Origin of the sequence: Streptomyces cadmiisoli (assembly GCF_003261055.1) — a bacterium.
Taxonomy (GTDB): domain Bacteria; phylum Actinomycetota; class Actinomycetes; order Streptomycetales; family Streptomycetaceae; genus Streptomyces; species Streptomyces cadmiisoli.
Genome location: NZ_CP030073.1, coordinates 6585954 through 6599179, shown reverse-complemented (window position 1 = coordinate 6599179; position 13226 = coordinate 6585954). Strand labels below are relative to the sequence as shown.

11 protein-coding genes are annotated in these 13226 nt (G+C 70.8%); 5 read left to right on the top strand and 6 right to left on the bottom strand.

Annotated features, from left to right (window positions below):
- Nucleotides 1–41 precede the first annotated feature (41 nt).
- The 3 genes from DN051_RS28895 to DN051_RS28885 form a co-directional block, all read right to left on the bottom strand.
- Complete coding sequence (locus DN051_RS28895) at nt 42–1148, bottom strand: amidohydrolase family protein (protein ID WP_112439795.1); 1107 nt, start codon at nt 1146–1148, stop codon at nt 42–44.
- Nucleotides 1149–1226: 78 nt separating this feature from the next.
- On the bottom strand, nt 1227–1547 hold the full coding sequence (locus DN051_RS28890) for a hypothetical protein (protein WP_053762329.1): 321 nt from the start codon (nt 1545–1547) through the stop codon (nt 1227–1229).
- A gap of 96 nt (nt 1548–1643) precedes the next feature.
- Nucleotides 1644–2597 (bottom strand): heme o synthase, encoded by a 954-nt coding sequence (locus DN051_RS28885; RefSeq protein ID WP_079001648.1) that lies wholly within the window; start codon nt 2595–2597, stop codon nt 1644–1646.
- A gap of 373 nt (nt 2598–2970) precedes the next feature.
- On the opposite strand from DN051_RS28885, the gene tkt reads away from it, so the two are divergent.
- Genes tkt through pgl form a run of 5 tightly spaced genes read left to right on the top strand, consistent with a single transcriptional unit; the run spans nt 2971 to nt 9606 of the window.
- The gene (tkt, locus tag DN051_RS28875) at nt 2971–5073 is read left to right on the top strand and encodes a transketolase (RefSeq protein WP_112439794.1); all 2103 of its coding nucleotides are present in this window, start codon (nt 2971–2973) and stop codon (nt 5071–5073) included.
- Nucleotides 5074–5107: 34 nt separating this feature from the next.
- Complete coding sequence (tal, locus tag DN051_RS28870) at nt 5108–6226, top strand: transaldolase (RefSeq protein ID WP_053762326.1); 1119 nt, start codon at nt 5108–5110, stop codon at nt 6224–6226.
- 4 nt (nt 6227–6230) lie between these two features.
- Entirely contained in the window at nt 6231–7766 is a 1536-nt protein-coding gene (gene zwf, locus DN051_RS28865; protein ID WP_053762325.1) for a glucose-6-phosphate dehydrogenase, read from the top strand.
- A complete protein-coding gene (gene opcA / locus DN051_RS28860) occupies nt 7763–8827 on the top strand; it encodes a glucose-6-phosphate dehydrogenase assembly protein OpcA (RefSeq protein WP_112439793.1) in 1065 nt (354 codons plus the stop codon). Before zwf ends, opcA begins: the two co-directional genes overlap by 4 nt.
- Nucleotides 8824–9606, top strand: a complete 783-nt coding sequence (pgl, locus tag DN051_RS28855; protein ID WP_053762323.1) for a 6-phosphogluconolactonase — start codon at nt 8824–8826, stop codon at nt 9604–9606. Before opcA ends, pgl begins: the two co-directional genes overlap by 4 nt.
- A gap of 69 nt (nt 9607–9675) precedes the next feature.
- Here the strand turns inward: pgl and DN051_RS28850 are convergent, their stop codons facing one another.
- The 3 genes from DN051_RS28850 to DN051_RS28840 are packed head-to-tail and all read right to left on the bottom strand — an operon-like array spanning nt 9676 to nt 13207.
- Nucleotides 9676–10515, bottom strand: a complete 840-nt coding sequence (locus DN051_RS28850; RefSeq protein ID WP_053762322.1) for a carbohydrate ABC transporter permease — start codon at nt 10513–10515, stop codon at nt 9676–9678.
- On the bottom strand, nt 10512–11873 hold the full coding sequence (locus tag DN051_RS28845) for an ABC transporter permease (RefSeq protein ID WP_053762321.1): 1362 nt from the start codon (nt 11871–11873) through the stop codon (nt 10512–10514). The genes DN051_RS28850 and DN051_RS28845 overlap by 4 nt, the downstream gene beginning before the upstream one ends.
- Nucleotides 11874–11878: 5 nt before the next feature.
- The gene (locus DN051_RS28840; RefSeq protein WP_053762320.1) at nt 11879–13207 is read right to left on the bottom strand and encodes an ABC transporter substrate-binding protein; all 1329 of its coding nucleotides are present in this window, start codon (nt 13205–13207) and stop codon (nt 11879–11881) included.
- Nucleotides 13208–13226: the final 19 nt, after the last annotated feature.

Genomic DNA, 13226 nt, shown 5'->3' with positions numbered 1-13226 from the left:
CCCAGTCTGTCCGTCCGGTCGCGGCCCGTGAACCCCGTGTGTCATTCCAGCCCGTACACCCGCTGCGCGTTCCCCGCCGCGATCAGACCGGCGACCCGCTCCGCGTCGGCCAGCGACCACGCGCCCTCCGAGACCCAGGTGCCGAGCACCCGTCCGAGTGCCTCCCGGAACAGATGTGCCCCGACGACGTGCAGTTCGGGCAGCCCCTGGGCGCCGCTGGAGAAGAGGATCTTGCCGAAGGGGGCGAGCTCCAGGATCTCGGCGAGCACGGTGGCGGCCCGCGCTCCCGTGCGGACCAGCGCGGCGCCGGAGTCGGCGTAGACGTGCGGGAAGACCCCGGCGAGGTGGGCGGCGTGGCGGTGGTAGGGGTAGCCGTGCAGCAGGACGAGGTCGGTGCCCATCCCGGCGGTCGCCCGCACGAAGTCGGTGAGCAGCACCGGGTCCGTCCGGTCGATGCGCAGCCCCGGTTGCCCGAGTCCGGCGTGGAGCTGGAGGGGCAGGCCGGAGGCGACCGCGATCCACAGCAGATGGCGCAGCAGCACCGGGTCGCTCAGTTCCCCGCCCACCCGGCGTCCGGCCAGCCAGCGGCCCGCCGCGCCCCGGACCTCGCCCGGCCCCGGCGGTTCGGGCGCGAGCGCGAGCCCGTGCCGTACGCCCGCCACGGAGGTGAAGGCCACGGCGCCGGCCGCGGCTCCGTGCACCGACTCGGCGAGGTTGGCGAGGAACGACTCGACGGTGCCGGAGGTGTCGGCGACCTGCTCGGCCAGCAGCTCCAGCCGGACGATCTCCCGTGCCTCGGCGGTCGACGCGCTCGCCATCTCGGCGGGGCCGGTGAGGTCGCCGGGCAGTCCGGTGTCGACCAGGTAGGTGGTGATGCCGCTGCCGCGCAGCAGCCGCCGGTCCGCCTCCAGTACGCCGAGTTCGCGGCGCCGGGCGAGGTAGCGGGCGGGCGCGCAGTGCGGCTCCAGGCCGAGCAGCGGCGGGCACCATCTGCGCACGGCGAAGCCGGTCTGCGTGTCGAAAAGGGTGGTGCCGGGGGCCGGCGGGCCCTCGGTGCGCGACAGCTGGGCCTCGAAGGTGCCGAGGCCCAGCTCTGTTCTCAGGACGCCGTGGCAGTACTGGTCCACCAGGGACGGCGTTTCGATCATCCGGGCTTCCCGTGGCTCGTGCGTTTACGGGCCTAACGGGTGAACCGGGGATGAGGTGTTGCGTCCGGGCGGCCTTGCTCAGCCGCCGAGCTGGATGCCGGCCATGCGCTTCCACTCGTAGGGGCCCGTCCGCACCTTGGCCGCGAACTCGCCGTCGAAGGACTCGTGGGTGGTGATGCCGGCCTTCCGCACCGCCTGCTCGGCGATGGCGCAGGTGGGGGCGACCAGGTCGCCCCAGGCGCCGTCCTCGCCGACCAGGACGATACGGGCGCCCCGCTGCCCGAGGTGAGCGATGTTCCCCTCGGCGCCGCCGTGGGCGCGGGCGAAGGAGCCGATCTGCTTGGCGAGCCGGGCCGCCTTGCGCTCGGCCTTCGCGTCAACCTGCTGCGTGTCTGCCATGGCCAGAATGCTACCGACGGGTAGATCCAACGGCGACGGGCGGGGTGCGTGGTCTCGCCCACGCACCCCGCCCGTCCTGCCGCCGGAAGGGCCCGGCTACCGCACGAAGGGGTCCACCGCGACGGCCACGAACAGCAGCGACACATAGGTGATGGACCAGTGGAACAGGCGCATCTCCTTGAGCTTCGCGCCCGTCACCTGGGCCTTGGCCCGGCTCTGGAGGGCGTGCGCCTCCCACAGCCACCAGCCGCCGGTCGCCAGCGCCACCACCGTGTAGAACCAGCCGGTGTAGCCGAGCGGGGTCAGCAGCAGCGAGACCGCGACCATCACCCAGCTGTAGAGCACGATCTGCCGGGCGACGACCTTGTTCGAGGCGATGACCGGGAGCATCGGCACGCCGACGCGCGCGTAGTCCTCCTTCACCTTCATGGACAGCGGCCAGTAGTGCGGCGGCGTCCAGAAGAAGATGACCAGGAAGAGGATGACCGAGGCCCACGACACGGAGTTCGTCACGGCCGACCAGCCGATGAGCACGGGCATGCAACCCGCGATACCGCCCCACACGATGTTCTGCGCGGTACGGCGCTTGAGGATCATCGTGTAGACGACGACGTAGAAAAGGAGCGCGCCGAGGGCGAGCCAGGCCGACAGCCAGTTGACGGCGAGGCCGAACAACAGGGTCGAGGCGATCGCGAGCGCGATGCCGAAGGCCAGGCACTCCCGCGGGCTGACCATGCCGGTGACCAGCGGACGCTGCGCGGTGCGGTCCATGAGCGCGTCGATGTCGCGGTCGATGTACATGTTCAGCGCGTTGGCGCCGCCCGCCGACAGGTAACCGGCCAGGCAGGTGATGAGCACCAGCCCGAGGTCCGGTACGCCCTGCTGGGCGAGGAACATCACCGGAACGGTGGTGATCAGCAGCAGCTCGATGATTCGCGGCTTGGTCAGCGCCACGAACGCCATCACACGGGCCCCGAACGGCCGGTGGCTCTGGCGCCGGTTCGTCCCGAGCGCCCCCGCTGGACGGGATTCAACGGCCGTCACGCACACCCCTGACAGAGACATCCCAGCAAGCCTCCCCGTGTGAAGTCCCGGTAAAGGCTCGCGCGTACCACGCCACTGTAGACGTTGCCCATACCGCGACCTTCGCGGGGGTGGGGTCGTGTTGGACGGCGCGCTCCGAGGTGCGGACAGGGCGTCGATTGAGCAGTCGGATGAGCGGTTCCGTATTCACTTGCCGAATACGGAACGGCCCGGTCGGGAGGCGGATCGCCTCGACTCCCGGCAGTCTGGAATGACTCGAAAAAACGCGTGTTCCTACGGGGGTAGGCTCGACAACGGCCGGTGGGCGCGAAGTGCACCGGCAGCCGGTGTACGCCCAGGACACCGGCCTTCGACATGTGGAGAGGAGCCCTGACCCAGGGTGAGCACCAAGCCGACCACCACAGACCTCGAGTGGACCGAACTGGACCAGCGGGCCGTCGACACCGCCCGCGTCCTGGCCGCCGACGCCGTACAGAAGGTCGGAAACGGCCATCCGGGTACGGCGATGAGCCTGGCGCCCGCCGCCTACACCCTCTTCCAGAAGGTGATGCGGCACGACCCCGCCGACCCCGAGTGGGTCGCGCGCGACCGTTTCGTCCTGTCCGCGGGCCACTCGTCCCTGACCCTCTACACCCAGCTGTACCTGGCCGGCTTCGGCCTGGAGCTGGACGATCTGAAGGCGTTCCGGACCTGGGGTTCGAAGACCCCCGGCCACCCGGAGTACGGGCACACCAAGGGTGTGGAGACCACCACCGGCCCGCTCGGCCAGGGTGTCGCCAACGCGGTCGGCATGGCGATGGCGTCCCGCTACGAGCGCGGTCTGTTCGACCCGGACGCGCCCGAGGGCGAGTCCCCCTTCGACCACTACATCTACTGCATCGCCGGTGACGGCTGCCTCCAGGAGGGCATCTCCGCGGAGGCCTCCTCCCTGGCCGGGCACCAGAAGCTCGGCAATCTGATCCTGCTGTGGGACGACAACCACATCTCGATCGAGGGCGACACCGAGACCGCCGTCTCCGAGGACACGGTCAAGCGGTACGAGGCCTACGGCTGGCACGTCCAGCGCGTGGCCCCCAAGCCGGACGGCGACCTGGACCCGCACGCGCTCTACGACGCGATCGAGGCGGCCCGGCAGGTCACGGACCGGCCCTCCTTCATCGCGATGCGCTCGATCATCGCCTGGCCCGCCCCGAACGCGCAGAACACCGAGGCCGCCCACGGCTCGGCGCTCGGCGACGAGGAGGTCGCGGCCACCAAGCGCGTCCTCGGCTTCGACCCGGAGCAGTCCTTCGAGGTCTCCGACGAGGTCCTCGGCCACACCCGGCAGGCCCTCGACCGGGGCCGCGCGGCCAAGGCGGAGTGGGAGAAGTCGTTCCAGGAGTGGCGCGGCAACAACACGGAGCGTGCCGCCGAGTTCGACCGCATCAGCAAGGGCGAGCTGCCCACCGGCTGGGAGGAGAAGCTCCCGGTCTTCGAGCCCGGCAAGGGCGTCGCCACCCGCGCCGCCTCCGGCAAGGTGCTCCAGGCGCTCGGCCCGGTCATCCCCGAACTGTGGGGCGGTTCCGCCGACCTGGCCGGCTCGAACAACACCACGATCGACAAGACGTCGTCGTTCCTCCCGGCGGACAACCCCCTGCCGGAGGCGGACCCGTACGGCCGTACGGTCCACTTCGGGATCCGCGAGCACTCCATGGCCGCGGAGATGAACGGCGTCACCCTGCACGGCAACACCCGCGTCTACGGCGGCACGTTCCTCGTGTTCTCCGACTACATGCGCAACGCGGTGCGGCTGTCGGCACTGATGCACCTGCCGGTGACGTACGTGTGGACGCACGACTCCATCGGCCTCGGCGAGGACGGCCCGACCCACCAGCCGGTCGAGCACCTGGCCTCGCTGCGCGCCATCCCGGGCCTGAACGTGGTGCGCCCGGCCGACGCCAACGAGACCGCCATCGCCTGGCGCGAGATCCTCGATCGCTACACCAAGGTGTTCGGCAAGGGCGCCCCGCACGGTCTCGTGCTGACCCGCCAGGGCGTGCCGACCTACGAGCCCAACGAGGACGCCGCGCGCGGCGGTTACGTGATGTTCGAGGCGGAGGGGTCCTCCGGGCGGAGCACGGAGCCCGAGGTCGTGCTGATCGCGACCGGTTCCGAGGTGCACGTGGCGGTCGAGGCGCGCGAGCGTCTCCAGGCCGACGGTGTGCCCACGCGGGTGGTGTCCATGCCGTCCGTGGAGTGGTTCGAGGAGCAGGACCAGGGGTACCGGGACAGCGTTCTGCCGCCGTCCGTGAAGGCCCGTGTCGCGGTGGAGGCCGGTATCGGTCTGACCTGGCACAAGTACGTCGGGGACGCCGGCCGCATCGTTTCCCTGGAGCACTTCGGTGCTTCCGCCGACGGCAAGGTCCTCTTCCGCGAGTTCGGCTTCACTGCCGAGAACGTGGCCGACCAGGCGAGGGAATCGATCGCCGCCGCCCGGCGCTGACGCTGATATACGACACGTAGGAGATGCAATTTCCATGACAGACGCACTGAAGCGCCTCTCCGATGAAGGCGTCGCGATCTGGCTGGACGACCTGTCGCGCAAGCGGATCACGTCCGGCAACCTCGCCGAACTGATCGACCAGCAGCACGTCGTGGGCGTCACCACCAACCCGACGATCTTCCAGAAGGCGATCAGCAGCGGCGACGGCTACGAGCAGCAGCTCGCCGACCTCGCCGCCCGCAAGGTGACCGTCGAAGAGGCGGTCCGCATGATCACCACGGCGGACGTCCGGGACGCCGCCGACATCCTGCACCCGGTCTTCGAGGCCACGGGCGGCCAGGACGGGCGGGTGTCGATCGAGGTCGACCCGCGCCTGGCGCACAACACCCGGGCGACCGTCGCCGAGGCCAAGCAGCTGGCGTGGCTGGTGGACCGGCCGAACACCCTGATCAAGATCCCCGCGACCAAGGCGGGCCTGCCGGCGATCACCGAGGTGATCGGCAACGGCATCAGCGTCAACGTCACGCTGATCTTCTCGCTGGAGCGCTACCGCGAGGTCATGGACGCCTACCTGGCGGGTCTGGAGAAGGCCCGCGAGAAGGGCCTCGACGTCTCCCTGATCCACTCGGTGGCGTCCTTCTTCGTGTCCCGTGTGGACACCGAGATCGACAAGCGGATCGACGCGCTCGGCACGCCCGAGGCCAAGGCCGCGCGCGGCCGGGCCGCGGTCGCCAACGCGCGGCTCGCCTACCAGGCGTACGAGGAGGTCTTCTCCTCGGACCGGTGGAGCGCGCTGGAGAACGCGGGCGCCAACAAGCAGCGTGCGCTGTGGGCCTCCACCGGCGTGAAGGACAAGGCGTACAAGGACACCATGTACGTCGACGACCTGGTCGCGCCGAACACGGTGAACACCATGCCCGAGGCCACCCTCGTCGCGACCGAGGACCACGGCCGGATCACCGGCGACACCATCACCGGTACCTACGAGCAGGCCCGTGCCGACCTGGACGCGGTCGAGAAGCTCGGGATCAAGTACGACGACGTCGTCCAGCTGCTGGAGGACGAGGGCGTCGAGAAGTTCGAGGCGTCCTGGAACGACCTGCTCGCCTCGACCGAGGCCGAGCTGAAGCGTCTCGCCCCCTCGGAGGGCTGAAACCTTGTCCCCCTTCGTCACAGGAGCGAATCCGCTTCGTGACCCCGCAGACCGACGGCTCCCGCGTATCGCGGGGCCGTCGGGCCTGGTCATTTTCGGCGTCACGGGCGATTTGTCACGGAAGAAGCTGATGCCCGCGGTGTACGACCTCGCCAACCGGGGTCTGCTGCCGCCGGGCTTCTCGCTGGTCGGGTTCGCCCGCCGCGAGTGGCAGAACGAGGACTTCGCGCAGGAGGTCCACGACGCCGTCAAGGAGCACGCGCGCACGCCGTTCCGCGAGGAGGTCTGGCAGCAGCTCATCCAGGGGATGCGCTTCGTCCAGGGCACCTTCGACGACGACGACGCCTTCGAGCGGCTGCGCGGCACCATCGAGGAGCTGGACAAGGCGCAGGGCACGGGCGGCAACTTCGCCTTCTACCTGTCCGTGCCGCCCCGCTCCTTCCCGGTGGTCATCCAGCAGCTGAAGAAGCACGGGCTGGCCGACCAGAAGGGGGGTTCCTGGCGGCGCGCGGTCATCGAGAAGCCCTTCGGCCACGACCTGAAGTCGGCCGAGGAGCTCAACAAGGTCGTGCACGAGGTCTTCGCCCCGGACCAGGTCTTCCGCATCGACCACTACCTGGGCAAGGAGACCGTCCAGAACATCCTGGCGCTGCGCTTCGCCAACACGATGTTCGAGCCGATCTGGAACCGGTCCTTCGTCGACCATGTGCAGATCACGATGGCCGAGGACATCGGCATCGGCGGCCGGGCCGGCTACTACGACGGCATCGGGGCCGCCCGTGACGTCATCCAGAACCACCTGCTCCAGCTGCTCGCGCTGACCGCGATGGAGGAGCCCGCCTCCTTCGACGCGGACGCGCTGGCCGCGGAGAAGACCAAGGTGCTCGGCGCCGTGAAGGTGCCCAAGGACCTGGGCCGCAACACCGTCCGCGCCCAGTACGCGGCCGGCTGGCAGGGCGGCGAGCAGGTCATCGGCTACCTGGAGGAAGAGGGCATCGACCGCGGGTCGAAGACCGACACCTACGCCGCGATCAAGCTGGGGATCGACAACCGCCGCTGGGCGGGCGTGCCGTTCTACCTGCGTACCGGCAAGCGGCTCGGCCGCCGTGTCACCGAGATCGCGGTCGTCTTCCAGAGTGCCCCGCACTCCCCCTTCGGCGCGACGGCCACCGAGGAACTGGGCCAGAACGCGATCGTCATCCGGGTGCAGCCCGACGAGGGCGTCACCGTCCGCTTCGGCTCCAAGGTGCCGGGCACCTCGATGGAGATCCGGGACGTGTCCATGGACTTCGCCTACGGCGAGTCCTTCACGGAGTCCAGCCCGGAGGCGTACGAGCGACTCATCCTCGACGTGCTGCTCGGCGACTCCAACCTCTTCCCGCGCACCGAGGAGGTCGAGCTGTCCTGGGAGATCCTCGACCCGATCGAGCAGTACTGGGACCAGCACGGCAGGCCCGCGCAGTACCCGGCCGGGACGTGGGGCCCCGTCGAGGCGGACGACATGCTCGAACGAGACGGACGGAGCTGGCGCCGGCCATGAAGATAGACCTCACCGACACCACCGCCAGCAAGATCAACAAGGCGCTCGTGCAGGGCCGGCGGGCCATCGGCACGCCGGCCGTCGGCATGGTCCTCACCCTGGTCGTCGTCACCGACGAGGAGAACGCCTACGACGCCATGCGGGCCGCCACCGACGCCTCGCGCGAGCACCCCTCGCGCACCCTGGTCGTCATCCGGCGGGTCTCCCGCAGCCCCCGGGACCGCACCAAGTCCCGGCTCGACGCCGAGGTACGGGTGGGCGCCGACGCCGGTTCCGGCGAGACGGTCGTCCTGCGGACGTACGGCGACGTGGCGGACCACGCCCAGTCGGTGGTGCTGCCGCTGCTGCTGCCCGACGCCCCCGTGGTCGTCTGGTGGCCGGTGAACGCGCCCGTGGACCCGGCGCAGGATCCCCTCGGCGCCCTGGCCCAGCGCCGGGTCACCGACTCGTACGCGGCCGAGCAGCCGGTGCGGGACCTGGCGGCCCGCGCCAAGACCTACACCCCCGGCGACACCGATCTGTCGTGGACCCGCATCACGCCCTGGCGCTCGATGCTGGCCGCGGCGCTCGACCAGGTGGTCTGCGAGGTCCGGGGCGTCGAGGTGGAGGGCGAGGAGTTCAACCCGAGCTGCGAGCTGCTGGCGATGTGGCTCGCGGACCGGCTCGCCGTCCCCGTGCGGCGCACGCTGTCCGCCGGGCCGGGTCTGACCGCGGTCCGTATGGACACCGACTGCGGCGCGATCGCCCTGGACCGGGCCGACGGTTCGCTGGCGACCCTGTCCATCCAGGGCCAGCCGGACCGGGCGGTGGCGCTCAAGCGCCGCGACACGGCCGAGCTGATCGCGGAGGAACTGCGCCGTCTCGACCCCGACGACACCTACGCCTCGGCGCTGCGGTACGGAGTGGACCGGCTGCGCTCCACCGACGGCGGGCCCGAGGGCGGGCAGACTCCGGCCAAAGGAGAAGCTGCCGCGGTCCCGGTTCCGGCCGGGAGCTCCGCGAAAGCTCCCGCGAAGGACGCGGCGGGGTCGGCACCGGTGAAGAAGGCGGCGGCGAAGTGAGCACTCCCCAACTCGTCGTGCACCACGACAAGGAGCTGATGGCGCAGGCCGCCGCGGCCCGGCTGATCACGAAGATCGTGGACGCCCAGGCCTCGCGCGGCACCGCGTCCGTCGTCCTCACGGGCGGCCGCAACGGCAACGGACTGCTGGCCGCGCTGGCCGCCGCGCCCGCCCGCGACGCGATCGACTGGGGCCGGCTGGACCTGTGGTGGGGTGACGAGCGCTTCCTGCCCGAGGGCGACCCCGAGCGCAATGTCACCCAGGCCCGCGAGGCCCTGCTCGACTCCGTGCCGCTGGACCCGAAGCGCGTGCACGCGATGCCCGCGTCGGACGGCCCGTACGGCTCGGACGTGGAGGCGGCGGCCGCCTCGTACGCCGAGGAACTGGCCCGCGCGAGCGGTCCCGAGAACCACGGCACGGTCCCCACGTTCGACGTGCTGATGCTGGGCGTCGGACCGGACACCCATGTGGCGTCGCTGTTCCCCGAGCTGCCCGCCGTGCGGGAGACGGAGCGCACGGTGGTCGGCGTGCACGGCGCGCCCAAGCCGCCGCCGACCCGGATCACCCTGACCCTGCCCGCGATCCGGGCCGCCCGTGAGGTGTGGCTCCTGGCCGCCGGCGAGGACAAGGCGAACGCCGCGGCGATCGCGCTGTCCGGTGCCGGTGAGATCCAGGCCCCGGCGGCCGGCGCGCAGGGCCGTGCCCGCACCCTGTGGCTGCTGGACTCGGCGGCGGCCTCGCAACTGCCGAGGTCGCTGTACCCGCCGGCGTCGCCCTGACGGAGACAGTACGAGGAAGCGGGGCCCGCCGGACGGCGGGCCCCGCTTCCTCGTGTCCGGGCCGGGCCCCTACTTGACCGAGCCCGCCATGACCCCCTGGACGAAGTGCCGCTGGAAGGCGAAGAACACCACCACCGGCACGACCAGCGACACGAACGCGCCGGGCGCCAGGACGTCGATGTTGCTGCCGAACTGGCGGATCTGGGACTGGAGTTCCACGGTCAGCGGCTGTGCGGAGCTGTCCGCGAACAGCAGGGCCACCAGCATGTCGTTCCAGACCCACAGGAACTGGAAGATCGCGAGGCTGGCGATGGCGGGCCGGCCCACCGGCAGGACCAGCCGGGTGAAGATGCGCCACTCGCTGCCGCCGTCCATACGGGCGGCCTCCAGCATCTCCTTCGGTATCTCGGCGAAGTAGTTGCGCAGCAGGAACACGGCGAACGGCAGACCGTAGGCCACGTGGAAGAGGACCACGCCCGGGATCGTGCCGAACAGCCCCAGCTGCCCGAAGAGTTTGGCCACCGGCAGCAGACCGATCTGCACCGGCACCACCAGCAGCGCCACCACCAGCAGGAAGAGCGGTTCGCGGCCGGGGAAGTCCAGCCAGGCGAAGGCGTATCCGGCGAGTGCCGCGACGACGACCACCAGCGCCGTGGCCGGCACCGAGATCAGCACGGTGTTCCAGAACGCCTGTGTGATGCCGGCGTTCTCCAGCAGCGCGGAGTAGTTGTCGAAGGACAGCTGCCCGGGGCTGGTGAACACCGTCCACCAGCCGCCCTGCGCGGTCTCCTCGGCGGAGCGCAGCGACGACAGGAACAGCCCGGCCAACGGGGTGAGCCAGACCAGGCCCACCACCACGAGGAGGGCCTGGACCAGGCTGTTGCCCAGACCCCGTCGGACGGCGTTCATCGCTGACTCCTTCGGAAACGGCGGACGTTGAAGACCATCGCCGGGATCACCAGGAGCAGCAGGAGCACACCGAGCGCGCTGCCGAGGCCCTGGTCGTTGCCCCCGCCGAAGGACACCAGCCACATCTGGGTCGCCAGCACGGTCGCGTCCTCCTGCACCGGACCGGGCGCGATGATGTAGACCAGGTCGAAGACCTTCATCACGTTGATCACCAGGGTCACGAACACCACGGTGAGCACCGGCGCGAGCAGCGGGACGGTGATCCGCCGGAAGATCTGCCACTCGTTGGCGCCGTCCATCCGCGCCGCCTCCAGCGCGTCCCGGGGCAGCGTGGCCAGCCCGGCGCCGATCAGCACCATCGCGAAGCCGGTCCAGATCCACAGGTACGCCCCGATGATCGCGGGTGTCACCAGCGCCGGTCCGAGCCAGGAGACGCCCTCGTAGGGCGGCGCGAAGTTCGAGGCGGGCAGCCGCACCGTGTACGAGCCGGGGTCCAGTCCCGTGAAGCTGAAGGAGCCGTCGGAGGCGGTGGTCGTGGAGGCGACCGTGCCGCCGTCGCGCACCGCCTGCACGGTCATCTCCGGCAGCCCGCTCTCGCGCCGGTCGACGCTGCCCTGCTCCCCTCCCCCGCCGGGGGTGAAGTCCAGGTACACGACGCCGCGCAGCTCGTCGGCGGCGGGCTCGCGCCCGGCCGCCGCGTGGGCCGGTTCGGCGCCGCCTGGCAGGTCCCCGGGCAGCACACCGACGAGGCCGAGCGCGAGGGCCGGCTCCCCCGGCGACGTAGCGGCCGTCGTCCGGTACCCCCCGTCCTTCTCCTCGGCCATGCCCTGGCCGTCGCGCGCCCGGGCCGTCGGATAGCCGGCGGTGCCCTGGAAGGTGTCGTGGATGCCGACCACGGCGGCGTTCAGCACACCCTTGTCCGGGTCCTCGTCGTAGGCGAGCCGGAAGATGATGCCGGCGGCCAGGAAGGAGACCGCCATCGGCATGAACAGCAGCAGCTTGAACGCCGTCGCCCAGCGGATCTTCTCCACCAGGACGGCCAGCACCAGCCCCAGCCCGGTGAGCAGCGTCGGCGCCACGACCACCCAGATCGCGGTGTTGCGGACGGCCTTGAGTGTCGCCGGGTCGCTGAACATCTCGGTGTAGTTGTCGGCGCCGACGAACCGGGTGCCTGCCGCGTCGAAGAAGCTGCGCCCGACGGAGAACAGCACCGGGTAGACGACGAGGGCGCCGAGCAGGAGCAGGGCGGGAAGGACGAACAGCAGCGCGACGATCCGCCCCCGGCGCCGCGAGGGCCGGCGGCCCGCGGCGCCGGGGGCGGCCGGCGGGCTCGCCTCTTTCACGAGTGTGGCGGTCATGGTGGTCAGTTCCCGTAAGCCTTGGCCGCCGCCTTCTCCAGCTCGGCGGCGGTGCCCTTCGGGTCGGAGGGGTCGCGCAGGAAGTCCTGGAGGATCTTCCACTCGCCCGCGCCCTTGGTGCCGCCGAAGGCGGCGGGCGCCTGGTCGGACATGTCGAAGCGGACCGAGTCCCCGGCACCGACCAGCGACTCGGCGGTGGCCCGGGTGACGTCGTCGCCGTAGGAGGCGAGGTCGAGCTTCTTGTTCGGGGAGAGGAAGCCGCCCGCCTCGGCCCACACCGCGGCGGCCTCCGGGGTGGCGAGGTACTCCAGGAGCTTCATGCCGGCCTCGGCGTTCTTGCCGTCCTTGAGGACCACGGCCGCGTCGCCGCCGCTGACCACGGGCGCGGTGCCGCCGTCGACCGCCGGGAACGGGAAGAAGTTCGCGTCCTCGCCGATGGTCCGGCCGAACTGGTCCTTGGCGACCCCGGCGACGAAGTCGCCCTCGTAGACCATGCCCGCCTCGGGCTTCGGCCCGAACACCTTCTCCACCGAGCCCGGGAAGTCGGTGTTCAGGGCCTGCTTCTGACCGCCGGCGACGAGCTGCTTGTCCTTGAACAGCTCACCGAGCGTGGTGAGCGCATCGACCACGGTGGCGTCGGTCCACTTCAGCTCGTGCGCGGCGAGGGCGTCGTACTTCTCGGGTCCGGCCTGGGAGAGGTAGATGTTCTCGAACCAGTCGGTGAGCGTCCAGCCGTCCTGCCCGGCGACCGAGAACGCGGCCAGCCCGGAGTCGGAGACGGTGCGCCCGGCCTCCAGCATCTCCTCGTACGTCTTCGGCGGCTCGACGCCGGCCTGGGCGAGGGCGTCGGGGCTGTACCAGACGGTCGACTTGTGGGCGGCCTTGAAGTACAGGCCGTAGAGGGTGCCGTCGACGCTGCCGTACGTCTTCCACGCCTGTGCGTAGTTGGCGCCGACCGACTCCTGGGCGGTCTTGGACAGCGGCTGGAGCCAGCCCTCCTTCGCGAACTGCTGGAGCACGCCGACCTGCGGGACCATGACGAGGTCGGGGGCGTTGCCGCCCTCGATCTTGCTGCCGACGACGGTGGAGACGTTGTCGCCGGTGGACACGAACTGGGTCTTCGCCCCCGTCTTCTCGGTGAAGGCGTCGAGCACCTTCTGGAAGTTCTCCTGCTCGCTGCCGGACCAGACACCGGCCACGGAGACCGTCTGGCCGCTGAGCGCCTTGTCGCCGCCGCCGGCCGAGACCGGGTCGCTGCTGCCGCAGGCGGTCGCGCCGATCGCCAGTACGAGCGCGGTGCAGCCGGTGAGCAGGGTGGTACGTCGTCTCATCATCGTTGATGTCCTTTTCGGT

Coding starts and splice junctions, on each gene's coding strand:
- DN051_RS28890 (WP_053762329.1), bottom strand. CDS start 1,547: ATGGCAGACACGCAGCAGGTTGACGCGAAGGCCGAGCGCAAGGCGGCC.
- DN051_RS28895 (WP_112439795.1), bottom strand. CDS start 1,148: ATGATCGAAACGCCGTCCCTGGTGGACCAGTACTGCCACGGCGTCCTG.
- DN051_RS28840 (WP_053762320.1), bottom strand. CDS start 13,207: ATGATGAGACGACGTACCACCCTGCTCACCGGCTGCACCGCGCTCGTA.
- DN051_RS28845 (WP_053762321.1), bottom strand. CDS start 11,873: ATGACCGCCACACTCGTGAAAGAGGCGAGCCCGCCGGCCGCCCCCGGC.
- tal (WP_053762326.1), top strand. CDS start 5,108: ATGACAGACGCACTGAAGCGCCTCTCCGATGAAGGCGTCGCGATCTGG.
- DN051_RS28850 (WP_053762322.1), bottom strand. CDS start 10,515: ATGAACGCCGTCCGACGGGGTCTGGGCAACAGCCTGGTCCAGGCCCTC.
- opcA (WP_112439793.1), top strand. CDS start 7,763: ATGAAGATAGACCTCACCGACACCACCGCCAGCAAGATCAACAAGGCG.